The 24932-nt window shown below is 72.4% G+C and carries 17 protein-coding genes; 9 read left to right on the top strand and 8 right to left on the bottom strand.

Annotated elements, in window-relative coordinates; genetic code table 11:
• Window positions 1–14: 14 nt before the first annotated feature.
• From OG514_RS27410 to OG514_RS27390, 5 genes are read right to left on the bottom strand one after another with little or no spacing between them, the layout of a single operon-like run.
• Window positions 15–2240: a glycoside hydrolase N-terminal domain-containing protein gene (locus OG514_RS27410; protein WP_266899308.1), complete on the bottom strand. Its 2226-nt coding sequence runs from the start codon at window positions 2238–2240 to the stop codon at window positions 15–17.
• The gene (locus tag OG514_RS27405; protein WP_266899306.1) at window positions 2237–4261 is read right to left on the bottom strand and encodes a beta-galactosidase; all 2025 of its coding nucleotides are present in this window, start codon (window positions 4259–4261) and stop codon (window positions 2237–2239) included. The genes OG514_RS27410 and OG514_RS27405 overlap by 4 nt, the downstream gene beginning before the upstream one ends.
• Window positions 4262–4307: 46 nt before the next feature.
• Complete coding sequence (locus OG514_RS27400; protein ID WP_266899304.1) at window positions 4308–5228, bottom strand: carbohydrate ABC transporter permease; 921 nt, start codon at window positions 5226–5228, stop codon at window positions 4308–4310.
• Between the two features lie 32 nt (window positions 5229–5260).
• Complete coding sequence (locus OG514_RS27395; protein ID WP_266899302.1) at window positions 5261–6295, bottom strand: sugar ABC transporter permease; 1035 nt, start codon at window positions 6293–6295, stop codon at window positions 5261–5263.
• 2 nt (window positions 6296–6297) lie between these two features.
• Window positions 6298–8022, bottom strand: coding sequence for an extracellular solute-binding protein (locus tag OG514_RS27390; RefSeq protein WP_266899300.1), 1725 nt, complete (start codon window positions 8020–8022; stop codon window positions 6298–6300).
• 350 nt (window positions 8023–8372) lie between these two features.
• On the opposite strand from OG514_RS27390, the gene OG514_RS27385 reads away from it, so the two are divergent.
• Window positions 8373–11333, top strand: coding sequence for a glycoside hydrolase family 3 C-terminal domain-containing protein (locus tag OG514_RS27385; protein ID WP_266899299.1), 2961 nt, complete (start codon window positions 8373–8375; stop codon window positions 11331–11333).
• A 73-nt stretch (window positions 11334–11406) separates the two neighbouring features.
• Here OG514_RS27385 and OG514_RS27380 read toward each other — a convergent pair whose 3' ends face one another.
• The 3 genes from OG514_RS27380 to yicI all read right to left on the bottom strand — a co-directional run bounded on the left by OG514_RS27380 (window position 11407) and on the right by yicI (window position 15720).
• Window positions 11407–12678, bottom strand: coding sequence for an MFS transporter (locus OG514_RS27380; RefSeq protein ID WP_266899297.1), 1272 nt, complete (start codon window positions 12676–12678; stop codon window positions 11407–11409).
• 301 nt (window positions 12679–12979) lie between these two features.
• Entirely contained in the window at window positions 12980–13438 is a 459-nt protein-coding gene (locus tag OG514_RS27375) for a pyridoxamine 5'-phosphate oxidase family protein (RefSeq protein ID WP_266899295.1), read from the bottom strand.
• Between the two features lie 38 nt (window positions 13439–13476).
• On the bottom strand, window positions 13477–15720 hold the full coding sequence (gene yicI / locus OG514_RS27370) for an alpha-xylosidase (RefSeq protein ID WP_266899293.1): 2244 nt from the start codon (window positions 15718–15720) through the stop codon (window positions 13477–13479).
• Between the two features lie 228 nt (window positions 15721–15948).
• Between yicI and OG514_RS27365 the strand changes: the two genes are divergently transcribed.
• The 8 genes from OG514_RS27365 to OG514_RS27330 all read left to right on the top strand — a co-directional run bounded on the left by OG514_RS27365 (window position 15949) and on the right by OG514_RS27330 (window position 24908).
• Complete coding sequence (locus OG514_RS27365) at window positions 15949–16659, top strand: GntR family transcriptional regulator (RefSeq protein WP_266899291.1); 711 nt, start codon at window positions 15949–15951, stop codon at window positions 16657–16659.
• Between the two features lie 11 nt (window positions 16660–16670).
• Window positions 16671–17579 carry a dihydrodipicolinate synthase family protein gene (locus tag OG514_RS27360; RefSeq protein ID WP_266900981.1) on the top strand — a complete coding sequence of 303 codons (909 nt, stop codon included), beginning with the start codon at window positions 16671–16673 and terminating at the stop codon, window positions 17577–17579.
• A complete protein-coding gene (gene araD, locus OG514_RS27355; protein ID WP_266899289.1) occupies window positions 17576–19321 on the top strand; it encodes an L-arabinonate dehydratase in 1746 nt (581 codons plus the stop codon). Before OG514_RS27360 ends, araD begins: the two co-directional genes overlap by 4 nt.
• Before the next feature lie 122 nt (window positions 19322–19443).
• The gene (locus tag OG514_RS27350; RefSeq protein WP_266899287.1) at window positions 19444–20382 is read left to right on the top strand and encodes a carbohydrate ABC transporter permease; all 939 of its coding nucleotides are present in this window, start codon (window positions 19444–19446) and stop codon (window positions 20380–20382) included.
• Window positions 20379–21299: a carbohydrate ABC transporter permease gene (locus OG514_RS27345; RefSeq protein ID WP_266899285.1), complete on the top strand. Its 921-nt coding sequence runs from the start codon at window positions 20379–20381 to the stop codon at window positions 21297–21299. Before OG514_RS27350 ends, OG514_RS27345 begins: the two co-directional genes overlap by 4 nt.
• A 44-nt stretch (window positions 21300–21343) precedes the next feature.
• On the top strand, window positions 21344–22510 hold the full coding sequence (locus OG514_RS27340) for a Gfo/Idh/MocA family protein (RefSeq protein WP_266899283.1): 1167 nt from the start codon (window positions 21344–21346) through the stop codon (window positions 22508–22510).
• Window positions 22507–23358 carry a PmoA family protein gene (locus OG514_RS27335; protein WP_266899281.1) on the top strand — a complete coding sequence of 284 codons (852 nt, stop codon included), beginning with the start codon at window positions 22507–22509 and terminating at the stop codon, window positions 23356–23358. Before OG514_RS27340 ends, OG514_RS27335 begins: the two co-directional genes overlap by 4 nt.
• The gene (locus tag OG514_RS27330; protein ID WP_266899279.1) at window positions 23355–24908 is read left to right on the top strand and encodes a glycoside hydrolase 43 family protein; all 1554 of its coding nucleotides are present in this window, start codon (window positions 23355–23357) and stop codon (window positions 24906–24908) included. Before OG514_RS27335 ends, OG514_RS27330 begins: the two co-directional genes overlap by 4 nt.
• The last annotated feature ends 24 nt before the right edge of the window (window positions 24909–24932 follow it).

The following is a 24932-nucleotide window of genomic DNA, read 5'->3' as shown; positions in this document are numbered from 1 at the left end:
CCTCCGGGCCGGGCTCAGGAACCGACCGTCCGCTCCTCCCCCGCACGCAGGACGAGCCGTGCGGCCCCCGCCGGGGTCCTCAGGTCGATCTCGGCGTCCCGGTCGGGGCGGAGGACCGCGCGGTACGTCCCCGGCGACCACGTCAGGTCGACACGGGCGCCGAACCGGGTCCGTACACCGGTGAGCCGGCCGTGCGGGCACCGGGCGGGTGGCGCGGGCAGCAACACGAGCCGCGCGGGCGTGGACTGCACGAGGGCCTCGATGAGGAGCGCGGGGAGCGTGTGCGCGGCGTCGGCGTTGTAGACGTCGCGGGCCGGGTAGTGCGCGCTCATGAGGGAGTCGTGGAAGTAGTCGCCCGTGAGGACGCGGTCCAGCGCGGCCTCGGTGCGGGCGGCGTCTCCCAACCGGGCGGCCACCAGGCCGTGGTGGAGGTGTCCGTGGGCCGAGTCGTTCTCGCTGCGCCGGAGTTCGAGGGCGCGCCGGGCGGCCTTCGCGAGGTCGGGGGTGTCGTACGGGTTGATCTCGTCCAGCGGCCAGACGGGGTAGAGGTGGCTGAGGTGCCGGTGGTCGTAGCGGTCGCCGAGGCCGGGCCACGCCCACTCGGCGAGCGCTCCCCCGGTGTTGACCCGGTAGGGCGGAAGGCGGTCGGCGAGCGCGCGCAGGCGGGCGGCGTCCGCCAGCGGCGCCCGGTCGGCTGCCGCCCGGAGGGCGTGGCGGGCCGCGGCGATGTCCATCGTCGAGTTGACCGCGCCCCAGCTCCCACCGCGCGGGCGGTTCTCCGGGGAGTACGAGGGGACGACGACGATGCGGCCGTCGGGATCGGCACGGGTGAGGAAGTCCGTGTAGAAGAGGGCGAGTTCGGCGAGGGCGGCCGAGGTCCTCGGGTCGCGTGTCCCGCTCGCCTCCTCGTGGTCGAGGAGTGGTTTGAGGAGCCAGTCGGCGCCCGCCGTCCACAGGTGGAGGGGGTATTCGCGGCTGAAGTGGTACGTGTGCCCCGAGACGCCGTCCGTGTGCGAGGGGGCGACGATGCCCCCGGTCCCGAAGATCGCCCGGGCGTTGTCCCTCCAGTCTCCTAACTGGCCCTCGATGAACGCGGTGTGAGCCTCCGTCACCTCAGGCAGGTCGCCGGCGACGGCCGACGCGGTCTGGAGGTTGAGGTTGGCGTTGGTGGTGAACGCCCCCGACCACGCCGTGTCCCAGTCCCCGGTCCAGAGCCCGGTGAGCCGGGGCGGATGCGTACCGGAGGAGGACAGCAGGTGGTAGCGGCCGGCCGCGAAGAGACGTTCCAGGAGGGCGGGGCTGCCGGGCCGGCGCAGGAGGACGGAGCCGGGGAGGGCGCGCTCGGCCTCGTCCGCGCCGAGGTCGAGGGAGACGCGCCGGTAGGCGGCGCTGTGCCGTGCGGTGTGGCGGGCTCGCAGCCGTCCGTGGAGGGCGGCGAGGTCCGAGGAGGAGGCGCGGGTGGCTTCGGCGACCACTGCCCGCAGCTCCCGCAACAGCTCCTCCGTCTCCCGGGCCGCGTCGGCATCCCCTCCGTGCCGCCGCACCCGGGTGAGCAGCAGCAGCTGCCCGGCCCCCTCCACGCGGACACCGGACGAGGTGACCGTGGTCAGGCCGGTGTCGGTGAGCAGAAGGGTGAGGCCGGTGTATCCGAGTGGGCTGTCCGGGTAGCGGGCCCGCAGGGTCAGGACGGTCTCCCGGCCCGCGGTGGCGACGCCCCGGCCTGCCCCGAGCTCGGTGGGGGCGCCGGGCAGCCGGTGGTCGAGGCCGATCTCGACGACGGGTCCGGGCTCGGAGACGTACTGGACGATCACGTCGTCGGCGCGGGAGACGAGGACCTCGCTGCGCCGCTGCCCGCACTCCCCGGTGACCAGCCCGTCGGCGAAGTCCACGGATCGGCGTGCGGCGAGTGCCGGGGTGCCGGGCGTACGGCTCCGGACGCGGGTCTGGAAGGCGGGGTGGAAGGGCCGGACCCAGCGCAGCGGGCGCCCGTCCGTGAAGCGTTCGGCGGCGGTGGCGTCCCCGGCGAGCAGGGCGTCCTGCAGCGCGGGGAGCGCGGCGGCGAGCTGTGGTGGCGCGGTGTCGGCGGGCGCGTTGTTCGGCCGTACGAGGGTGTGGTGGGTGACGATCACCCGGTCGTCCTCGGGGTCGCCGAGGACGAGGGCGCCGTGCCTGCCGTTCCCGGCGAGAAAGGCGTCCTCCCAGCGGGTGGCGGGCGCGGGCTCCCAGGTTCCGTGGATCACGGACGTCCCTCCGACGCGGGCACGGGGCCCGGTCCGCACTCCTCCAGGACCGCCGCTCCGTACCGGTCGAGCTTCAGCGCCCCTTCGACCTCCGCACCGGTGAGCAGGTCACGGTGGCGGCCGGGCAGCGGCACCGTGACCGGGTCGGGCCCGTGGTGGAGGAGGAAGAGCAGTTCGCCGCGCCGGACGGCTTCGACGTCGGCGGGCAGTCCGTCGAGGAGCGGGTGCGCCCCGGCCTCGTGGGCCACGGCGGCGAGCAGGTCCCGCAGTCCTGCCGGTTCGGGGAGGGTGGAGACGTACCAGGCGCGGCCGTTGCGGAGCACGGCGGGAAGGCCGTCGAGTTCCCCGCCCCGGTAGGCGGCCACCGTCTCCGCGCCGGGGGCGGCGGTCAGCTCCTCGGACCAGAGGGAGCCCTTGAAGGTGCCGCAGTCGACGTGTTCGCCCTCGTCGAGCGGCCACCACTCCTGGAGCAGGTCGATGCCGAGGAGTTCGCGGAGGCGGGCGTCCATCCCGCCGGGGCGGACCCGGTCGTCCTGGTCGGCGATGCCGGTGAGGAAACCGCAGACGAGGGTGCCGCCGCCGCGCACGTACGCGAGGAGGTTGTCGATGGCGGTGTCGTCGAGGAGGTAGAGGTGCGGGACGACGACGAGCCGGTGGCCGCCGAGGTCGTGGTGGGGGTGGGCGAAGGAGGCGGGGAGGTGGGCCTCCCAGAGGGCCCGGTGCCAGGCTCGGACGATCTCGGCATGGTCGACCAGGCGGGAGAGCGCCCCGTCCTGGGCGCCGGCCCACCAGGAGTTCCAGTCGTGCAGGACGGCGATGTCGGTGGTGACGCGGCTGCCGGCGACGCGGGGGCCGAGCCGGGCGAGGTCTTCGCCTATGCGGACGGTCTCCTGGAAGACACGGCCCCGTTCCCCGGCGTGGCCGAGCATCCCGGAGTGGAACTTCTCCGCGCCCTGACGGGACTGCCGCCACTGGAAGTAGCAGACGGCGTCCGCACCGTGGGCGACGGTCTGGAGGGCCCAGAGGCGGTTGAGTCCATACGGTTTGGGGTGGTTGACGCCCCGCCAGCTGACGGCGCCGGCGGCCTGCTCCATGACCATCCACGGCCCGCCGCCGGCCTGGGAGCGGGTCAGGTCTCCGATCATCGCGTTGTACGCGCCGGAGCCCGGGTCCCGTGGGTCGGGGTAGACGTCGACCGAGACGAGATCCTCCTCGGCGGCCCAGGCCCAGCCGTCCTGGCCGGACCAGAACGGCATGAAGTTGGTGGTCACGGGCAGGTGCGGGGTGTGGCGGCGGACGATGTCCCGTTCGGCCCGATAGCACTCCAGGAGCTGGTCGGAGGTGTAGCGCCGGAAGTCGAGGACGTGTGCCGGGTTCTTCAGGTAGTGGGCGCGGCGGGGTGGCAGGACCTCGGCCCAGTCGCCGTACCGCTGGCTCCAGAAGGCGGTGCCCCAGGCGGTGTTGAGCGCGTCGAGGGTGCCGTACCGGTCCTGGAGCCAGCGGCGGAAGGTACGGGCGGCCTCGTCGCCCCAGTCGTAGGTGCAGTACTCGTTGTTGATGTGCCACATGGTGAGGGCCGGGTGTCCGGCGTAGCGGGCGGCGAGATCTTCGGTGATCGCGGCGGCGTACTGCCGGTAGACCTCGCTGGAGTGGGAGAAGTGCTGGCGCGAGCCCCACCATTCGGTCCTGCCGTCCTCGTCGCGGGGCAGTGTCTCGGGGTGGAGCCGCCCCATCCAGGGCGGTGGCGAGGAGGTGGGGGTGGCGAGGACGACACTGATGCCGTGGTCGTGGGTGAGGTCCATGAGGCGGTCGAGCCACCCGAACTCGCGGGCGCCCGGCGTGGGTTCGATGCGTGCCCAGGAGAAGACCCCGAGGGTGACCGAGTCGACTCGGGCACGGCGCATCAGCAGGATGTCCTCGGCCCAGGTCTCCTCGGGCCACTGCTCGGGGTTCCAGTCACCGCCGTAGAGGATCCGGGGCGGCCGTCCGGGCGGCCGGGTCACGTCGTCGAGGCTCGGCATCCAACGCTCCGTAAGAGAGAGGGGGTTGTGTGGGGCGGGTGCGGGCTCATCCCTTGACGGCGCCGGTGAGCATGCCCTTCCTGAAGTGCTTCTGGACGAAGGGCGAGAGGACGGCGACGGGCAGCAGGGCGAGGACCATGACCGCCATCTGGACGGCGAGGCCGGAGAGGTTGCCCGCCTTGACGGCCTGGCCGAGGCCGACGGGGATCTCCTGCTTCTGCGCGAGCTGGATGAGGACGTTCTGCAGCGGCATCATGTTCTGGTCGCTGAGGTAGATGGAGGCGTTGAACCAGGCGCTCCAGTAACCGACCGCGTAGAACAGGGTGATGACGGCGATGACCGCCCTCGACAGCGGCATCACGATCTGCCAGAGGATCCGCATGTCTCCCGCTCCGTCGATGCGCGCACTGTCGATGAGTTCGGGTGAGACGCCCATGAAGAAGCCGCGCAGGACGAGGATGTTGAAGACGCTGACGGCGCTGGGGAGGATCAGCGCGAGATAGGTGTCGGTGAGGCCGAGGGTCTGCACGAGGAGGTACGTGGGGATCAGGCCGGCGCCGAAGAACATGGTGGCCATCAGGACGAGCAGGATGAAGCGGTGGCCGAGCGAGCCGGGCCGGGAGAGTCCGTACGCGCAGAGGATCGACACGGCCATCGAGAAGAGCGTGCCGGTCACGGTGACGAGGACGCTGACGACGGCCGCGCGGGTGACCTGGCCGCCGCTCAGGAGTTCCTGGTAGGCGATGAAGGTGATGTCCCTGGGGACGACCACCAGTCCGCCGGTCTCCGTGATCGTCTTCTTGGACGAGAGGCTGGTGACGACCACGATCCACAGCGGGAGGAGGACCGCGAGGCAGGCGAGGACGAGGATCGCGCCCTTGGCGGCGAGGCCCGCCCGGCCGGGCGGCTCCTCCCAGACGGGCCGGGCGGGCGCCGCCCACCGCGGCGAGGTGGGTCGTCGGGTCACTTCCGGTCGTCGGGTCACTTCCAGGCTCTGGGTCACTTCCGGTACACCCCCTGCTCGCCCATGAGATGGGCGGTCTTGTTCGCGGAGAGCACCAGCACGAGGCCGACGACTCCCTTCACCAGGCCTGCGGCGGCCGCGTAGCTGAAGTCCTGGCTGCGCAGACCGGTCCACCACACGAAGGTGTCGAGGACCTCGGCGGCACCCGGGCCGACGGCGTCGCGCTGGAGCAGCAGCTGTTCGAAGCCGACGGTGAGGGCGTCGCCGACGCGGAGGACGAGGAGCAGCGCGATCACGGGCCGCAGCGCGGGCAGGGTGACGTGCCACATCCGGCGCCACCGGTTCGCGCCGTCCATGGCGGCGGCCTCGTACAGGTCCTGGTTGACTGCGGCGAGCGCGGCGAGGAAGACGATGACGCCCCAGCCCGCGTCCTTCCAGATGCCTTCGGCGGTGACGAGGAACTTGAAGATCGCCGGGTCGGTCATGAGGTCGAAGCCCTCGTAGCCGTACTGCCGGAGGGTCTGCGCGATGATGCCGGCGCCGCCGAGGATCTGCTGGAAGACCGTGATGACGAGCACCCAGGAGAAGAAGTGCGGCAGATACAGGATCGCCTGGACGACCGCTCTCACGCGGGGCCGCAGCACGCTGTTGACGAGCAGGGCGAGCCCGATGGGCACGGGGAAGAAGAGCACCAGCTGGAGGAGGAAGAGGACGAGGGTGTTCTCGACGGCGTGCCAGAACCCCGGGTCGGAGAAGACCCGTTCGAACTGGGCTAGGCCGACCCAGGGGCTCTCCAGCATGGCGGTGACGCCGTTGGTCGAGATGTACGGGTCGTAGTCCTGGAAGGCGACCACGTTCCCCAGGATCGGGACGTAGTTGAAGACGACGACGAGGGCGAGCGCCGGGACGGTCATCAGGAGCAGGGTCCGGTCACGGCGGAGCCGCCGGCCGAGCGGGACGTGCCCGGCCGTACGGCTCCGCCGCCGGTCACGGCGGCGGCCCCGTGGGGCGCCGCCTGTGGCGGGCCCCGCGGCCGGCGGCTCCGCCGTCTTGGTGTCGAGCGTGCTCACGGTCAGCTCGCCGCGGAACCGTTGGTGTCGAGGAGCTTCCGGTACCAGTCGCGGAGCTCGTCGCCGCCCTTGGTCTTCCACTCGGAGACGGCCTGCTGCATGTCGGACACCTTCTTGCGGCCGCGGACGATGTCCTTCTCCAGCTGCTCGAAGTCGTTCATGAGGCCGGTCCACCGGGACGGTTCGGTGACGGTCATGCCGTAGAACGAGGACTTGGAGGTGACGGCGCCCATGCGCTGCTGCCACTCGATCATGGCCCGGGTGACCTCGGGGGTGTCGGGGTGGGCGATGTACGGGGCGGGGCTCGCGACGAACATCCAGGAGCTGCTGACCTCCTGGTTGCCCTTGTCGGTCTTGACCGGAAGGCCGTTCTTGACGGTGTGGTGGACGCCCTCGACGCCGTAGTCAGTGAGCATCCGCTCCTTGGTGCCGTAGGGCGCGGCGGTGAAGTCGGCGACGGCGAGGGCGTCCTCGATCACGGCCTTGGAGCTGCCCTTCCTGATGAAGGCCCAGATGTTGGCGGGGTTGGTGGCCCACAGCTTCGGCAGGCCGCCGGCGTGGCCGGGGATGTCCATGGCCGCCATGGCGAACGTCGGCTTCTGCGCGGCCTGTTCGGAGGTCTTGGCGTACCAGTGGGAGAGGTCGTTGTTGTAGATCAGGCACTGGCCGGCGGTGAAGCGGTTGCCGGTGTCTCCCTGGTTCTGGGTCTTCTCGTCGGGGTGGACGACTCCGGCGTCGAAGAGCTTGCGGGTCCATTCGAGCGCTTCGAGGTACTCGGGCGTCTCGATGCGGTTGATCAGCTTGCCGTCGACCAGGTTCCAGCCGAGCGCCTTGTCGTTGCCGAGCAGCACGCCGAACATGTTGTACGCGGTCCAGGTCATGTCGCCGCAGGCCCACACCTTCGCCTTGGCGCTGGTGATCTCCTTGGCGAGGGCGAGGAACTCGTCGGCGCTCTTGGGGAGTTGCCAGCCCTTCGCGTCGAAGAGGTCTTTGCGGTAGAAGGGCGCGATGTTGGTGACGTAGGAGGCGGGCATGGGGAGCCCGCGCAGCTTGCCGCCGAAGATCGAGCGCTGCCAGGCGTCGGTGGGGATCGCCGCGAGGTTGGGGTAGGCCTTGACCTTGTCGCCGGAGAGGTACGGGCCGAGGTCCTCGAACTTGGCGTCGACGGCGCTGGGGATCTTGCCGCCGAGGTTCCAGCCGGGGACGACGACCACGTCGGGGATCTCGCTGGAGGCGAGGACGGCGCCGAGCTTCTGGTCGTAGACGTTGCCGTCCTGGTTCTGCCAGGTGGCCCGGACGCCGATGGCGTCGTTCATGGCCTGGTAGTACGGGTTGTCGGGGGCGGGCGGCGGTCCCCAGAACGGGGCCATGATCGTGAGGGCGCCGCCCTTGCCCCGCTTCCCGTCGACGGAGGCCTTGAGTTCGGCGCTCGGGATGGCGCGGGTGAAGCCGGCGGCCGAGCCGTTCTTCGGCGCGATGTCGGGGGCGACGACGGTGCTCGCAACGAAGGCGGGGAGGAGCTTCGCCGCGTCCTTGCCGGTGGTGGTGCCGTCCTTCTTCCCGCCGTCCGAGCCGCCGCCACCGCAGGCCGCGAGCAGCGGTGCGCCGCCGGCGACCGCGGCGGCGGCGACGGCGGTGGAGGCGAGGAAGCCCCTGCGGCTCTGCCCGGAGTCGCTCCGGCTCGGGGCGGATCTCCGGGAGCCCGTGGAGACGGCGTTCGGCGTCATTGCGTCAACCCTTCATGGCACGCGCCAGGACATACGGCGACCGTGGAGGTGCCGGCCGGCTGCGGTGGTGGAGGTGGTGCGGGCGGGGCGGTACCCCGGGCGCTGTCGACGATCGAGTCGAAGCGCTTCGATATTGCTGCGAGGTTAAGTGACCGCCACAGGCGCGGCAAGAGTCGTTCCCGAGAATCTCCGGGGATTCCACGACAGACCCGCTCCTCTCAAGTGAGCTTGAGGGCACGGTGAATGATCGCCCTCGACCGCTTGACACCCACTCCTCCCACACGGAGCATCGAAGCGCTTCGAAAGCTCCGCCCTGTCGGCATCCACGCTCCTCTGCAAGGGACTCGCACGTGACCGCACACCGGCCGCCCTTCCGTGACCCGGCGCTCCCCGTCGCCTCCCGGGTCGACGATCTGCTCGACCGGCTCACCGCCGACGAACGCCTGGCGCTCCTCCACCAGTTCGCGCCCGGTGTCGACCGGATCGGTCTCGCCGCCTTCCGCACCGGCCAGGAGGCCCTGCACGGCGTCGCCTGGATGGGGCCGGCGACCGTGTTCCCCCAGTCCGTGGGCCTGGGGGCGAGCTGGCACCCGGAGTTGGTGCGCCGGGTGGGCGAGGCGGTGTCCCGCGAGGCGCGGGCGATGCGCACCAAGGACGACCGGGTCGGCCTCAACGTCTGGGCACCGACGGTGAACCTGCTGCGCAACCCGCTGTGGGGACGCGGCGAGGAGGGATACGCGGAGGACCCGACGCTGACCGCCGCGATCGCCACCGCGTACACCCGGGGCCTGCGCGGCGACCATCCCGTGTACTGGCGTACCGCACCGGTCCTCAAGCACTGGCTCGCCCACAACAACGAGGCGGCGAGGGATACTTCCTCGGCCTCCGTACGACCGCGGGTGCTGTACGAGTACGACCTGCGGGCCTTCCGCGGACCCGTGGAGGCCGGCGCGGTGGCGGGGGTGATGCCCGCGTACAACCTCGTCAACGGCCGGCCCAACCACCTCTCCCCGTACCTGGAGGAGGAGCTGCGCACCTGGACGGACCAGGAGCTGCTCGTCTGCTCGGACGCGGGCGCGCCGTCCAACCTGGCCGACTCCCAGGGGTACTTCGCGACGCACGAGGAGGCGCTGGCGGCGTCGCTGCGCGCCGGTGTCGACTCCTTCACCGACCACGGCACGGACACCTCGGTGATCCTCGGGCGGCTGCGGCGGGCCCTGGAGGCCGGACTCCTCGACCAGGGCGATGTGGACCGGGCGGTACGGCGCCAGCTGACCGTGCGGTGTCTGCTCGGGGAGTTCGACCCGGAGCTCGGTCCGTACGCGGCCGAGGACCGGTTCGACACGGCCGAGCACCGGGAACTGGCCCGCGAGGCGGCGGAGGCGGCCGTCGTCCTGCTGCGCAACGAGCCCCTGGAGCCGGGTGGCCCGGTGTCGCGCGACGAGCGCACGGATTCCGGCGGCCCGGAACTGCGCGGCAGGTCCCCGGAGCGGCCGGACCGCCCGCTGCTGCCGCTCGCGGACGGCGGGCGGCGGATCGCCGTGGTCGGGCTGCTCGCCGACGCCTGCAAGCTCGACTGGTACAGCGGTTCGCCGATCCACCGCTCCTCCCCGCTGGACGGGCTGCGGGAGCGGTTCGGCGCGGACCGGGTGACCTTCGCCGAGGGCGTGGACCGGGTACGGCTGCGGACCGCGTCCGGCACCGTGCTGCGGGTGCCGGAGGGCGGCGCGGCCGGCACGGTGCGGGGCACCGAGGTCGCGCTCGACCCGGCCCTGCTGGCGGGCCGGACCGACCTTCCGCCGCTCACCGCCGACGCGGAGGGCTCGGAACTCGCCCTCGTCGACTGGGGCGACGGGGTACTGACCCTGCGCGCACCCGACGGCCGGTACCTGTCGGTCGCCGAGGACGGGTTCGTCCGCGCCTCCGCGGACGAACCCGGCGGCTGGGTCGTCCAGGAGACCTTCCGACTCGAAGCCCACGAGGGACACGCGGTGCGTGAGGAACACGGGAACCGACACCTCCTTCTGCACCTCGGTACGGGTGGCTACGTCTCTGTCGCCGCCGACGGCGTGAAGGTTGCCGCCGACCGGGAATCGGCCGAACCCTTCACGGTGGAGGTGATCGAGCGGGGCGAGGAGGCGGTCGCCCGGGCCGCCGCCGGGGCGGACACGGTGATCGTCGTCGCCGGGAACGACCCGCACATCAACGGCCGGGAGACCGAGGACCGTACGACGCTCGCCCTCCCCGCCCACCAGGAGCGGCTGTGGCGGGCCGCGCACACGGCGAACCCGCGGACCGCCCTCGTCCTGGTCTCCTCGTACCCGTACGCCGTCCCGGAGGCCGCCGCCACGCTCCCGGCCGTGCTGTGGACCGCGCACGGCGGGCAGGCGGCCGGTACGGCGCTCGCCCGGATCCTGGCCGGTGACGTCTCCCCGGCGGGGCGGCTCCCGCAGACCTGGTACGCGGCGGACGAGGACCTGCCCGACATGCTGGACTACGACGTCATCGGCGGCCGGCAGACGTATCTGTACTTCGACGGCACACCGCTCTTCCCGTTCGGGCACGGCCTGTCGTACACGAGCTTCGCGTACGAGGAGCTGACGGCCGCCGTCGACGGCGGGACCGTGACGGTCTCCTGCACGGTCGCCAACACGGGTGATGTCACCGCGGACGAGGTGATCCAGGTGTACGCGCGCGTAGTGGCGCCCTCCGTACCGCGCCCGCACCGGGAACTCGTCGCCCACGCGCGCGTGGGCATCGCGCCCGGCGCGTCCGCCACGCTCTCCTTCGAGGTGCCGGTGGCCGCGCTCGGGTACTGGGACGTGGCCCACGGCCGGTGGACGGTGGAGCCGGGCCCGTACGAGATCCAGGTGGGCGCGTCCGCCGCGGACATCCGCCGCACGGTCCGCGTCGAGGTGGCGGGCGAGGCGCCGGGCCCGCGTCCGGTCCGGGTGGAAGGCCTCGCCGCGGCCGACTACGACGAGCAGTCCGGCACGGTGATCGTGGACCGCACGAAGGTCTCGGGTGACGCGGTGACTCCGGCGGACCCGGACGCGGACGGCCGCCTCGTCTACCGGGCCTGCTACTTCGCCGACGGCGTCTCGGAGGCGGCGGTGACGGTCGCGGGCGAGGGAACGGTGGAGCTGTCCCTCGCCGACGGCACCCTCCTGGCCCGGTTCGATGTCGAGCCGACGGACGGGCCGTACGCCTACCGCACCCTGGTCGCCCCGGTGCTCACGCAGGACGTGGTGGACCTCCGGGTCGCCCTGCGCGGGCGGGTGCGCCTCGCCCACGTCGGTTTCGTCGGCTGAGGGACCGGCGGAACCGACCCGAGAGCCCGGCACCGAGCCTTCCGGTGCCGGGCTCTCGTCGTACGCGGGGTGCTCAGGCGCGTGTGCCGCGTGCCGGGACGGCCGCGAGAGCGACGGGCAGTGCGGCCGCGACGAGCACGGCGGCCGCCCAGAAGGGTCCCAGGGGTCCGGCCGAGGTCCCGAGGGTCGCCGCCGCGAGGAGGGGTCCCACCGTCGCGCCGACGTTGAGGGCGGCGGTGGCGTAGGCCCCGGCCATGGTGGGCGCCCCGGCCGCCGCGTACAGGGACCGGGCGATCAGGGTGCCTCCCAGCGCGAACGACAGCGTTCCCTGCACCAGGACGAGCCCGAGGAGGACCACCGGCCGGTCCGCGAACAGCGCCACGGCGGGCCAGCCGAGGAGCAGCAGCGGGCCTCCGACGGCGAGGACCAGGCCGGGGCGGCGGTCGGAGAGCCGGCCGGCGGCGGTGATCCCCACGAAGGAACCGGCTCCGAAGAGGACCAGGGCGACCGGGACCCACGGTTCGGCGAGTCCGGCGGATCCGGTGACCACGGGGGCCAGGAAGGTGAAGGCGCCGAAGGTCGCCGCGTTGATCAGGGCGCCGGACAGCAGGACCAGGAGGAGCCGCGGACTCCTGAGCCGCGCGAACTCCGCCCGTAGCGCGGGCCGGTCGTCCGTGGACTGCCGGGCGCCGGGATCGTCCCGCCTGCCCTCCATGTCTCGGCGACCGTCCGCGTCCGGCCGACCATCCACGTCTCTCCGACCGTCCGCGTCCCGCCGACCGTGCGCGTCCTTCCGTACGGGGTGGGCCGGGACGCCCCGGAGGACGCCGAGCGCGCCGGGCAGGCACAGGGCGGCGACCGCCCAGAACGCGGCGCGCCAGCCGAAGAGGCCGCCGAGCAGCGCGCCGCCCGGCACGCCCACGACCGTGGCCACGGTCGTGCCGGAGAGCAGCACGGCGAGCGCACGGCCCTTCCGCTCGGGCGGGACGAGCGCGGCGGCTGTCGTCAGGGCGACGGCGAGGAAGCCCGCGTGGGCGAGGGCGGCGACGACACGGGTCGCGAGCAGGACCGCGAAGCTGCCGGTGACGGCGCCCACGGCATGGGCGGCGAGGAAGGCCAGGACGAATCCGAGCAGTCCGGCCCGGCCGGACCGGTCACGGGCGAGCGCGGCCGTCAGCGGGGCGCCGACGACCATGCCGATCGCGAAGGCCGAGGTGAGCGCGCCGGTCGCGCCGACGCTCACGCCGAGGTCGCGGGAGATGTCGGGCAGCAGCCCGGCGAGCATGAACTCCGAGGTGCCCATGGCGAAGACCGCGAGGGCGAGCAGGTACAGGGGAAGGGGCATCGAGGAAGGCGTCGAGGGACGCGTCAAGGGTGGCTCCGGGGTGAGGAGGGCTACGAGAACGACGTCTCGTCACCACGGTCAGCACCCCCGACCTGGGCACACCGGCGCGGCCCGTCCGGCCGCGCGGGGCGGCGGGAGGGCGCAGGCGGACTACCGGCTCACAGGTTCAGACGTTCAGGAATCAGGGGATCAGGGGGCTGACGGCGTGACCGAAAGCCCCCACCCTGGATGCTTCGGGGCTCGACATGGCGGGCAGGTTACCCGTCTCCCACCACCCGGCGCACCCCGTTATCCACCCGCCTCAGACCACCCAGGCACCGTCCCGCATCAGGTGGCGCCCGGCGAGTTCGGGCTCCTCGTGCCATGCCTCCACGGCGGTGGGCCGGACCCGGAACCAGCCGTACGCGGGGCCCGAGTTCCGGGGGTCCCAGCCGCACTTCGCGGCGAACTCCTCGATCGCCGCGGTCGGTACGTCGCCGACGGAGAGGGTCGTCACCTCGCCGTCGATCAGGACGACGTCCCGGGTGTGCCCGAGGGAGAGCCGGGCCCGTCCGCCGGTACGGAGGTTGCGGCCGGTGGGGTTGGTCAGCCGGGTGCACAGCCAGATGTCCGTGCCGTCCCAGTGGAAGGCCAGCGGTACGAGGTACGGCGTCCCGTCGGCACTCGCCGAGGCCACCCAGATGTCCACCTCCTCCGCGAGCCGCGCGAGGAGGTCCTTCTTGCGCTGTTCGGGATCTCGTATCGTCCGCGTGTTCGTCATGGCCCGACCCTACGGCCCGACCCCAAGGGGCGTCCCGGTCATGATCCGTCCGCCCGCAGAACCCGTACCTCGTACGGCAGATCCGTCCCGGTCACCGCCGCACGCGGCCCCTCCGGCGTTCGGGTCACCCGGTAGACGGCCGCCGGGGCGCCCGTGTGGTCGGGGACCGTGACCGTCACCGCGCCCTGCCCCTCCCCCGTACCTCCCGGTGCCACGAGCAGCGTCAGGCCGTCCAGCCAGTCGCCGTCCGGGCGCGAGTCGTCGGCGCCCAGGGGGAGGACCGCGCCGGGGCGGACGTACAGCGGGAGGCTGTCGAGGGCGTGGGTCTCCCGGCGCCAGCACGGGCCGGTCACCGTCTCGCCCGTGAGCAGGTGGGTCCAGTCGCCCGCCGGGAGGTAGACCTCGACCTCGCCCCCGGGACTGAGCACGGGCGCCACCAGCAGGTCGGGGCCGAGCATGTACTGCCGGTCCAGGGTCCGGCACGCCGGGTCCTCCGGGAACTCCAGGAGCATCGGCCGCATCACCGGCATCCCCGTCGCGTGCGCCTCCGCCGCCACCCCATACAGGTACGGCATCAGGCGGTGCTTGAGCCGGGTGAAGCGCCGGGCGACCTCCACGGCCTCCTCGCCGAACTCCCAGGGCACCCGGTACGAGTCGCTGCCGTGCAGCCGGCTGTGCGAGGAGAGCAGCCCGAAGGCGAGCCAGCGCGTGAAGACCTCGGGCTCGGGTGTGCCTTCGAAGCCGCCGATGTCGTGGCTCCAGAAGCCGAAGCCGCTCAGGGAGAGCGAGAGTCCGCCGCGCAGGGACTCGGCCATGGCCTCGAAGGAGGCCCAGCAGTCGCCGCCCCAGTGGACGGGGAACTGCTGGCCGCCGGCGGTCGCGGAGCGGGCGAAGAGGACGGCCTCGCCGGTGCCTCGTTCCTTCTCCAGGAGGTCGAAGACGGTCCGGTTGTAGAGCTGGGCGTAGTAGTTGTGCATGCGCTCGGGGTCCGAGCCGTCGTGCCAGACGACGTCGGTGGGGACGCGCTCGCCGAAGTCGGTCTTGAAGCAGTCGACGCCCTGCGCGAGCAGCGGTCGCAGCTTGTCCTGGAACCAGGTCCTGGCCTCGGGGTTCGTGAAGTCGACGAGGGCCATGCCGGGCTGCCACAGGTCCCACTGCCAGACGTCGCCGTTCGGCCGCTTGAGGAGATGGCCCCGCTCCCTGCCCTCCTCGAAGAGGGGGGACTTCTGGGCGATGTACGGGTTGATCCACATGCCGACGCGCAGCCCGCGCGCCTTGAGCCGGGCCAGCATGCCCTCCGGGTCGGGGAAGGTCTCGGGGTCCCAGCGGAAGTCCGACCACTGGTACTCGCGCATCCAGAAGCAGTCGAAGTGGAAGACGGAGAGCGGGATGTCCCGTTCGGCCATGCCGTCGACGAAGGAGGTGACGGTCGCCTCGTCGTAGTCGGTGGTGAAGGAGGTGGTCAGCCAGAGGCCGAAGGACCAGGCCGGAGGCAGGGCGGGGCGGCCGGTGAGCGCGGTGTAGCGGGCGAGGACGTCCTTGGGGGTGGGTCCCGCGACGACGAAGTATTCGACGGTGTGGTCCTCGACGCTGAACTGGACCTGGCCGACGGCCTCCGAGCCGATCTCGAAGGAGACGCGGCCGGGGTGGTTGACGAAGACGCCGTAGCCGCGTGAGGAGAGGTAGAACGGGATGTTCTTGTAGGCCTGTTCGCTGCTGGTGCCGCCGTCGGCCTGCCAGATGTCGACGCTCTGGCCGTTCTTCACGAAGGGGGTGAAGCGCTCGCCGAGGCCGTAGATCTGCTCGCCGACGCCGAGCGCGAGCTGGACGGCCATGTGGTGGGCGCCGTCGGGGGTGGTGACGAACGCGGTGCCCTTGCGGCCGGCCTGGGTGAGGGCACGCCCCTCGGCGTCGCCGAACTCCAGGGTCCAGGGCGCCGATCGGTCCAGGCGCAGCCGCAGCGGCCCCGAGGCGAGCTCGACGACCGGTCCGTCCGTGCGGAGCCTGCCCGCCCCCGATCCGGGGCGGTCGAGGTCGAAGTCGGGTCCGCGGTGGGCCTTCCCCGCGTGATGGGTGACGCGTATGCCGATCACGCCCTCGGCGGGCGCGTGGCACTCCACGGTCAGAAGGGCCGAGTTCAGGGTGTCGCCGCGGGTCTCGACCCGCTTGACGGAGGCGTAGGCGGTGAAGCGGTCGGCTTCCGGGCGCAGATCGCGGACTTCGGTGGCGTACGAGGCGTGGACGCCCTCGCGCATCAGCCAGAAGCCGTCGGTGAACTTCATGCTGGTCCTTGGGGGTGGGGTGGGGAGGGGCTGCACCGAGCCCTCAATAGTTATCCCAGAAAACAAAACAGCGAACCAGCCCCCACAGCCGAGTGATCGCCGCTGGATCCCGCCGTAGAAACCGCTTGCGCGAAGCATTGACGAAACACGAACGCCCCCATAGCTTCATGCCCGTTGCACTTCGTACGTCATATATGAGACGCGATACATGAGATCTGAGAGTGCGCCATGGCCTTCGCCCCCAGTCCCATCCCCTCCCGCACCCAGTACGTCCTGGAAGCGATCAAGCACGACATCCTCACCGGGGGACTCAGACCCGGGCAGGCGCTCGTGGAGACCGAACTCGCCGCGCGTTTCGGGGTGTCGAAGACGCCCGTCCGCGAGGCGCTGAAGACCCTCGCGGGCAGCGGACTCGTGGTGATGAGCCAGTACAAGGGCGTCACGGTCCGGATGGTCGACGCGGACATGGCCCGCGCCGTCTACGACGTGCGGCTGCTCCTGGAGCCCGAGGCGGTCCGCCGGGCGGTCGCCTCCGGTGCCCCGCTCGACGCGGCGCACGAGGCGCTGCGGCGCGCGGCCGGGGCCGACGACCCGGCCGAACGGTCGCTGGCCAACCGCGACTTCCACCGCGCGCTCTACCTGCCCTGCGGCAACCCGCTGCTCGGCCGGATGCTCGACGAGGTCCGCGACCAGGCCGCGCTGGTCTCCACGGTCGCCTGGGCGGCCGTCCCCTCCTGGGAGCGCGAGGCCGCGGAGCACGAGGAGATCCTGCGGCTGGCCGACTCGGGCGACGTCGACGGCGCGGGCCTGGCCGTGCACGACCACATCGCCTCGTTCGTCGAGCGCGCCTTCCCGCACTCCCCCATGGACCCGCCCCCCATGGACCCGCCCCCGATGAACCAGTCCCCCATGAACCAGTCCCCCATGATCAACGAATGAGCGGGCAGCACGTGAGCATCGAGTTCGACACCCTGAGGACCGCACTGGCCGACGTCGTGGCCATCCCGGTCACGCCGTTCGCCGAGGACGGCTCCGTGGACACCGTCACGCACCGGGCGCTGTTGCGCCGGCTCCTGGACAGCGGGGTCCGCACCCTCACCCCCAACGGCAACACCGGCGAGTTCTACGCCCTCACCCCCGAGGAGCGCCGCTCCCTCACCGAGATCACCGTCGAGGAGGCGGGCGACCGCGCCGCGATCCTGGTCGGCGTCGGCCACGACGTGCCGACGGCGGTCGAGGCGGCCCGGCACGCCCGCGCCACGGGCGCCCACATGGTGATGGTCCACCAGCCCGTCCACCCGTACGTCTCCGAGAGCGGCTGGGTCGCCTACCACCGGGCCATCGCCGAGGCCGTCCCGGAGCTCGGCGTCGTCCCGTACATCCGCAACCCGCTGATCGGCGGGGCCCGGCTCGCCGAGCTGGGCGCCGTCTGCCCCAATGTCGTCGGTGTGAAGTACGCGGTACCCGACGCGGCCCGGTTCGCCGGCTTCGCGCGGGACGCGGGCCTCGACCGGTTCGTGTGGGTGGCGGGCCTCGCCGAGCCGTACGCCCCCGCCTACTTCGCGAGCGGCGCCACCGGGTTCACCTCCGGCCTGGTCAATGTCTCCCCCGCGCTCTCACTGGAGATGCTGGGCGCCCTGCGGGCCGGCGACTACCCGACCGCGATGAAGGTCTGGGAGCGGATCCGCCGCTTCGAGGAGCTGCGCGCGGCGAACGGCAGTGCCGACAACGTGACCGTGGTCAAGGAGGCCCTCGCTTCGCTCGGCCTCTGCCGCCGCGAGGTCCGCCCGCCGAGCCGCGAACTCCCCGAGAGCGAGCGGGCCGAGGTCGCCACGATCGCCGCCGGGTGGCCGATATGAGCACCGGAGACCCGGCCGGCGCCGGGCGACGCCCCGAGGACCTGCGCAGTCACCAGTGGTACGGCACCGACGGCCTCCGTTCCTTCAGCCACCGGGCCCGCACCCGGCAGCTCGGCTATCTGCCCGAGGAACACCTCGGCAAGCCGGTGATCGCGATCCTCAACACCTGGTCCGACATCAACCCCTGTCACGTCCATCTGCGCGACCGCGCCCAGGCCGTGAAGCGGGGGGTGTGGCAGGCCGGCGGTTTCCCGCTGGAGTTCCCGGTCTCCACCCTCTCGGAGACCTTCCAGAAGCCGACCCCGATGCTCTACCGCAATCTCCTCGCCCTGGAGACGGAGGAGCTGCTGCGCTCGTACCCGGTGGACGGGGCGGTGCTGATGGGCGGCTGCGACAAGACGACCCCCGCGCTGCTCATGGGTGCGGCCTCGGTCGACCTGCCGGCCGTGTTCGTCCCGGCGGGGCCGATGCTGCCGGGACACTGGCGGGGCGAGACCCTCGGCTCCGGTACGGACATGTGGAAGTACTGGGACGAGAAGCGGGCCGGGAACCTCGGCGACTGCGAGATGGCGGAGCTGGAGAGCGGACTCGCCCGCTCCCCGGGCCACTGCATGACGATGGGGACGGCGTCCACGCTGACCGCCGCCGCCGAGACGCTCGGCGTGACCGTGCCGGGCGCCTCCTCGGTGCCGGCGGTGGACTCGGGGCACGACCGGATGGCCGCGGCCTCGGGGCTGCGGATCGTGGAACTCGTACGGCGGGACCTGCGGCTGTCGCGGATCCTGACGCGGGAGGCGTACGAGGACGCGGTCGCCGCGGTGCTCGCGCTCGGCGGTTCGACCAACGCGGTCATCCATCTGATCGCGATGGCCGGGCGCTCGGGGGTGAAGCTGACGCTCGACGACTTCGACCGGATCGCGCGGACGGTCCCGGTCCTCGCGAACCTGCGGCCGGGCGGACAGTTCCTGATGGAGGACTTCCACTTCGCGGGCGGGATGCCGGGCTTCCTCTCCCGGCTGACCGACGTCCTGCACCTGGACCGGCCCACCGTCTCCCACGCCACCCTGCGGGAGCAGCTCGACGGGGCCCTCGTCCACGACGAGGAGGTGATCCGCGACCGTTCCAGGCCGCTGGCCGCCGAGGGAGGGGTGGCGGTGCTGCGCGGCAACCTCTGCCCCGACGGGGCGGTCATCAAGCACATCGCGGCCGAGCCGCGGCTGCTGAAGCACACCGGTCCCGCGGTCGTCTTCGAGGACTACCGGTCGATGCAGCGGACCATCGACGACCCGGCGCTCGGCATCACGCCCGAGCACGTCCTCGTGCTGCGCGGCGCGGGCCCCAAGGGCGGGCCCGGGATGCCGGAGTACGGCATGCTGCCCATCCCCCGGTACCTGCTTGAGCAGGGGGTTCGGGACATGGTGCGGATCTCCGACGCGCGGATGAGCGGGACGAGTTACGGGGCGTGTGTGCTGCACGTGGCGCCCGAGTCCCATGTCGGCGGACCACTTGCCCTCGTCCGTACGGGCGATACGATCACCCTCGACGTCGCGGCACGCTCCCTCCATCTGCACGTCACGGACGAGGAGCTGGACGTCCGCCGGGCTGCGTGGACACCGCCGCCGGCCCGGTACGAGCGCGGCTACGGCGCGCTCTACATGGAGCAGATCTCCCAGGCCGACACGGGCTGCGACTTCGAGTTCCTGGCCAGGCCGGGCGCCACCCCCGATCCGTACGCGGGCTGACAGCCCGCTCCTGAAACCCGGCCGCCGGGCCCTTCCTCAGACCTCCAGCTCCACCCGCCCCATCGTGTCCGAAATCTCGAACGTCGTTCGCGAAGCGCTTCACCGAGAACGGAGCCGCCGTCATGGCCTCAGCTGTGACCCCACCGCCCCGAGCCGTCACGGCACGGAGCCGCCGCCGCACGGGAGCGACCCCCCGCCGACTGCCGTACCTGCTGATCGCCCCCGCCGGACTGCTGATGCTGGGCTTCATCGCCTACCCGGTGCTCAGCGTCTTCTACTACAGCCTCCAGCACTACAACCCCACGAAGCCCTGGCGGAACGGCTTCGCCGGCCTGGACAACTTCACCCGGATCTTCACGGACGACCCGCGGTTCTGGGGCACGTTGACCTTCAGCCTCAAGTGGGTCGTCGTCGAGGTGACGCTCCAGCTCCTCTTCGGTCTCGCGCTCGCCCTCATCGTGAACCAGACCTTCGTCGGCCGCGCCCTGGGCCGGGCCCTCGTCTTCTCCCCGTGGGCCGTCTCCGGAGTGCTCACCTCCGCGATCTGGGTGCTGCTCTACAACTCCCAGACCGGTATCAGCCGTTATCTGGCGGACATGGGCCTCGGCACGTACGGCACGTCCTGGCTCTCCGACACCGCGACCGTCTTCCCGGCGGCGATCATCGCCGACCTCTGGCGCGGGGTGCCCTTCTTCGCCATCCTCATCCTGGCCGACCTCCAGTCCGTACCGAAGGACCTGTACGAGGCCGCCGAGGTCGACGGGGCGGGCCGGGTCCGCCAGTTCGTCCACATCACCCTGCCGCACATCCGGGACGCGATCGTCCTGTCCACGCTGCTGCGCGCGGTCTGGGAGTTCAACAACGTCGACCTGCTGTACACGCTGACCGGCGGCGGCCCCGCGGGCGAGACGACCACCCTGCCGCTGTACATCGCCCACACCAGCGTCGACGCCCACAACTTCGGATACGCCTCCGCCCTCACCACGGTGGCGTTCGTGATCCTTCTCTTCTGCTCGATGGTCTATCTGCGCCTGAGCAAGTTCGGAGGCGACGGCAAGTGACAGCCGAGTCCACCCTGAGCCCGGCCCCGGCCGACGTGACCCCGCCCCGGGGCGCGCAGCCGCCCGACCGGACCCCGCCCTCCGCCGCCCGCGTCAGGCGCAGGGCCTGGGACGAGGTGCCCCGCTGGCAGATCTATCTGCCCCTCGGGATCTACCTCCTCTTCACCCTGATCCCCTTCTACTGGATCCTGCTCTTCGCCGTACGTCCGGCCGGCTCCACCTCGCTGCTGCCCTGGCCGATGACGACGGCACACTTCGAGAAGGTCTGGAACGAGCGGAGCTTCGGCGTCTTCTTCCAGAACAGCCTGCTCATCGGCGTCGCCGTGCTCATCAGCACCACCGTCGTCGCCCTGGCCGGCGGTTACGCGCTGGCCCGCTTCGACTTCAAGATCAAGAAGGGCTTCATGCTGGCCCTGCTCTGCTCGCAGTTCGTGCCGGGCGCCCTGCTCCTCGTCCCGCTGTTCCAGATCTTCGCCGAGCTGAAGATGATCAACTCGCTCGGCAGTGTGATCATCGCCGAGACCGTCTTCCAGCTCCCGCTGTCGATGATCCTCATCAGCGGCTTCATCAGGAACGTGCCGTACTCCCTGGAGGAGGCGGCCTGGGTGGACGGCTGCAACCGCTTCTCCGCCTTCCGGATCGTGGTCCTCCCGCTGCTCCGGCCCGGTCTGGTCGCCGTCGGCTCCTTCGCCTTCGTGCACGCCTGGAACCACTTCCTCTTCGCCCTGATGTTCCTCAGCAGCCAGGACAAGCAGACGATCCCGGTCGGCCTCAACACCCTCATGGGCGCCGACAGCGTCGACCTCGGGGCGCTCGCCGCGGGCGGCGTCGTCGCCGCCGTGCCCGTCGTCGTCGTCTTCGCCTTCATCCAGAAGTGGCTGGTCACCGGCTTCAGCGCCGGGGCGGTGAAGGGATGAACGGGGCCGTCGGCATCAGCACAGCACGCACGAACAGGGAAGACATGAACACCGTACGCACCACCCCGCTGCCGGTCGTCCTCGCCGGCGCCCGCGGCCACGGCCGCAGCCACCTCCTCAACATCCGCCGCCTCGAAGAGCAGGGGCTCGTCCGCCTCGCCGGGGTCTGCGAGCTGCGCCCGCTCGACGCGGACGAGCTCGACGGCATCGGAGACCCGGCGCAGTCCGCCGACTTCGAGGCGCTCCTCGTCTCCACCGGCGCCCGGATCGCCGTGCTCAGCACCCCCATCCAGACCCACACCGACATGACGCTCGCCGCCGCCCGGCACGGGGCGCACATCCTCCTGGAGAAGCCGCCCGCCCCCTCGTTCGCCGAGTTCCGCAGGATGGCCGACGGGGTCGAGGCCGCGGGGGTGGCCTGCCAGATCGGCTTCCAGTCGCTCGGTTCGCATGCCGTGCCCGCGATCCGCCGGATGGTCGGGGACGGCGCGATCGGCGAACTCCTCGGCGTCGGCGCGGCCGGCGCCTGGGTCCGTGACGAGGCCTACTTCCGGCGCGCCCCCTGGGCAGGCCACCGGAAGCTCGACGGGGTCGACGTCGTCGACGGGGCGCTCACCAACCCCCTCGCCCACGCCGTCGCCACGGCGCTCGCGCTGTCCGGCTCCACCCGGGCCGAGGACGTCGAGCACATCGAGACCGAGCTGCTGCACGCCCACGCCATCGAGTCCGACGACACCTCGGCGGTACGCGTCGTCACCTCGGCCGGCACCCAGGTCACGGTCGCGGCGACGCTCTGTGCCGAGAAGTCCTCGGAGCCGTACGTCATCGTCCACGGCAGCCAGGGCCGGATCACCTTCTGGTACCGGCAGGACCGGGTGCTCGTGCAGCGCGCCGGGCACGGCCCGGTGGAGACCGAGTACGGCCGCACCGACCTTCTGGAGAACCTCGTCGCGCACGTCACGGACGGCGAGCCGCTGTGGGTCCCGCCGTCGGCGACCGGCGCGTTCATGCGGGTCGTCGAGGCCGTACGGACGGCTCCCGACCCGCTGGGGATAGCCGCCGCGCACTGGCACGCCGAGCCCGGCGAGAGCGCACCGCGCCGGGTCGTCGACGGCGTCGACGCCCTGGTGGACGCCAGTGCCGACGAGCTGAGGCTGTTCTCCGAACTCGGCGCCCCCTGGGCTCCGTCGACCCGGACGGAGGCCCGATGAACCCCGAGCCGTCGACGGTCCTGCGCTGCGCGGGCGTCACCGTCGCCCGCTGCACGACCCGGCCCGACCTCGCCCTCGACCACTCCCCCCGGCCGTACCTGCACCCGGTGACCACCCTCGCCGGGCGCCCGGTGACCGAGACGGTGCCCGAGGACCATCCGCACCACCTCGGCGCGGGCGTCGCCGTGCCCGATGTCGCCGGCCACAACTTCTGGGGCGGGCGCACGTTCGTCCGCGACCGCGGCTCGGTGCAGCTCGACGACCACGGGGTGCAGCGGCACGACGGGTTCAAGCTGTGCGACCCGGACGGCTTCGTGGAGGAGCTGACCTGGACGGCGGGGGGCGAACGGCTGCTCCGCGAGCACCGTACGGTGGCGGCCACCGCGCTCACCGAGACGGCCTGGGCGCTCGACCTCACCTTCTCCCTCACCAATGTGTCCGGCCGTGACCTGTCGATCGGCAGTCCCGCGACGAACGGCCGGCCGGGCGCGGCGTACGGCGGCTTCTTCTGGCGCGCGCCGAAGGAGACGAAGGCGCCGGCGGTGTTCGGGCCGGCGGCGGACGCGGACGGCGAGGAGGCGGTGCACGGGGTCCGCTCGGACTGGGTGGCGCTCGTGGGCGGCGGCTGGACCCTGGTGTTCGCCGGGGCGACGGCCCGGACCCGTGAGGACCCCTGGTTCGTCCGGGCGGCCGAGTACCCGGGGGTCGGTTCCTCGCTCGCCCACGACCGGCGTCTTCCGGTGACGGCCGGGGAGACCTTCGTACGGCGGGTGGTGACCGTGGTCGCCGACGGCCGCCTCGACCGGGGCGAGGCGGCGGCCCTGGTACGCAAGGCGGTGACCTCGTGACGGGGCCCGGTGCGGTCGGGGCGACCGGGGACCTCGGAGACGGCACGTACCGCAACCCCGTCCTCGCCGCCGACTGGTCCGACCCCGACGTGGTCCGGGTCGGCGAGGACTACCACCTGACGGCGTCCAGCTTCGGCCGCGCGCCCGGCCTGCCGCTGCTGCACTCCCGGGACCTGGTCAACTGGACGCTCGTCGGCCACGCCCTGGAGCGGCTCGAACCGGCCGCCGCGTTCACGGAGCCCCGGCACGACCGGGGGGTGTGGGCGCCTTCGTTCCGGCACCACGACGGCCGGTTCTGGATCTTCTGGGGCGACCCCGACCACGGGATCTTCCAGGTCAACGCCCCTTCCGTGCGCGGCCCGTGGACGGCCCCGCACCTGGTGAAGGCGGGCCGGGGTCTGATCGACGCCTGCCCGCTGTGGGACGAGGAGTCGGGCGAGGCGTATCTCGTGCACGCCTGGGCCAAGTCCCGCGCGGGGTTCAACAACCGGCTCACCGGGCACCGGATGAGCCCGGACGGCACGAAGGTGCTCGACGAGGGCCGGGTCCTCGTCGACGCCGACCGGATTCCGGGCTGGTTCACCCTGGAGGGCCCGAAGCTGTACCGGCACGAGGGCTGGTTCTGGATCCTCGCTCCGGCCGGGGGCGTGGCCACCGGCTGGCAGGGCGCGTTCCGCTCGCGGTCCTTCTTCGGCCCGTACGAGGAGCGGACCGTCCTCGCGCAGGGCGACACCGACGTCAACGGCCCCCACCAGGGCGGCTGGGTGCGCACCCAGCGCGGCGAGGACTGGTTCCTGCACTTCCAGCAGTCCGGCGCGCACGGCCGGCTCGTCCATCTCCAGCCGATGCGCTGGGATGCGGACGGCTGGCCCGTGCTCGGCGCCGGGGGTGCCCCGGTCCGGGTCCACCGCAAGCCGGACCTGCCGGAGCAGCCGCCCGCGCGGCCGGCGGTGGACGACACCTTTCCCGGCGGGCGGTTCGGCCGCCAGTGGCAGTGGACCGCCAACCCGGGCGAGGGCTGGGCCAGTCAGCACTCGGGCGACGGACTGCGGCTCGGCTGTGTGCGGACGGACCGGCTCGACGACCTCCGGAGCATGCCGCACGTCCTCACCCAGCGGCTGCCCGCCGGGGCCGTGACCGTCGAGGTCGGGCTGCGGCTCGGCTCCGAGGCGGCCGGGGCCCGCGCCGGGCTCGTGGTCCTGGGGGACGCGTACGCGTGGATCGGTCTGGAGCGTGCCCCGGACGGCACGGCCCGGCTCGTGCACCGTTTCGCCCCGGGCAACGCGGACCACGAACGGGACGCGGCGCACTCCCGGCCGGTCGCCGGGGACCGGGTCCTGCTCCGGATCGAGGTCACGGCGGACGCGCGTTGCCGCTTCTCGTACGCCACCGACGACACGGCTGACGGCCCGGTCCGGCTCGGACCGGAGTTCGCCGCCACTCCCTGGCGCTGGGTCGGCGCCCTGCTCGGTCTGTTCGCCGGGGCGCCGGAGGGTGCGGGACACGCCGGGACGGCCGTGTTCTCCGCCTTCCGCGTCACCGCCGGCTGAGGACCCCGCCCGCCGGGCGCGCTC

The sequence above is a fragment of the Streptomyces sp. NBC_00572 genome (genome assembly GCF_026341815.1).
Taxonomy (GTDB): Bacteria; Actinomycetota; Actinomycetes; order Streptomycetales; family Streptomycetaceae; genus Streptomyces.
This window is presented reverse-complemented; position numbering and strand designations above follow the sequence as displayed.

Coding starts and splice junctions, on each gene's coding strand:
- OG514_RS27405 (WP_266899306.1), bottom strand. CDS start 4,261: ATGCCGAGCCTCGACGACGTGACCCGGCCGCCCGGACGGCCGCCCCGG.
- OG514_RS27390 (WP_266899300.1), bottom strand. CDS start 8,022: ATGACGCCGAACGCCGTCTCCACGGGCTCCCGGAGATCCGCCCCGAGC.
- OG514_RS27380 (WP_266899297.1), bottom strand. CDS start 12,678: ATGCCCCTTCCCCTGTACCTGCTCGCCCTCGCGGTCTTCGCCATGGGC.
- OG514_RS27375 (WP_266899295.1), bottom strand. CDS start 13,438: ATGACGAACACGCGGACGATACGAGATCCCGAACAGCGCAAGAAGGAC.
- yicI (WP_266899293.1), bottom strand. CDS start 15,720: ATGAAGTTCACCGACGGCTTCTGGCTGATGCGCGAGGGCGTCCACGCC.
- OG514_RS27365 (WP_266899291.1), top strand. CDS start 15,949: ATGGCCTTCGCCCCCAGTCCCATCCCCTCCCGCACCCAGTACGTCCTG.
- araD (WP_266899289.1), top strand. CDS start 17,576: ATGAGCACCGGAGACCCGGCCGGCGCCGGGCGACGCCCCGAGGACCTG.
- OG514_RS27350 (WP_266899287.1), top strand. CDS start 19,444: ATGGCCTCAGCTGTGACCCCACCGCCCCGAGCCGTCACGGCACGGAGC.
- OG514_RS27340 (WP_266899283.1), top strand. CDS start 21,344: ATGAACACCGTACGCACCACCCCGCTGCCGGTCGTCCTCGCCGGCGCC.
- OG514_RS27335 (WP_266899281.1), top strand. CDS start 22,507: ATGAACCCCGAGCCGTCGACGGTCCTGCGCTGCGCGGGCGTCACCGTC.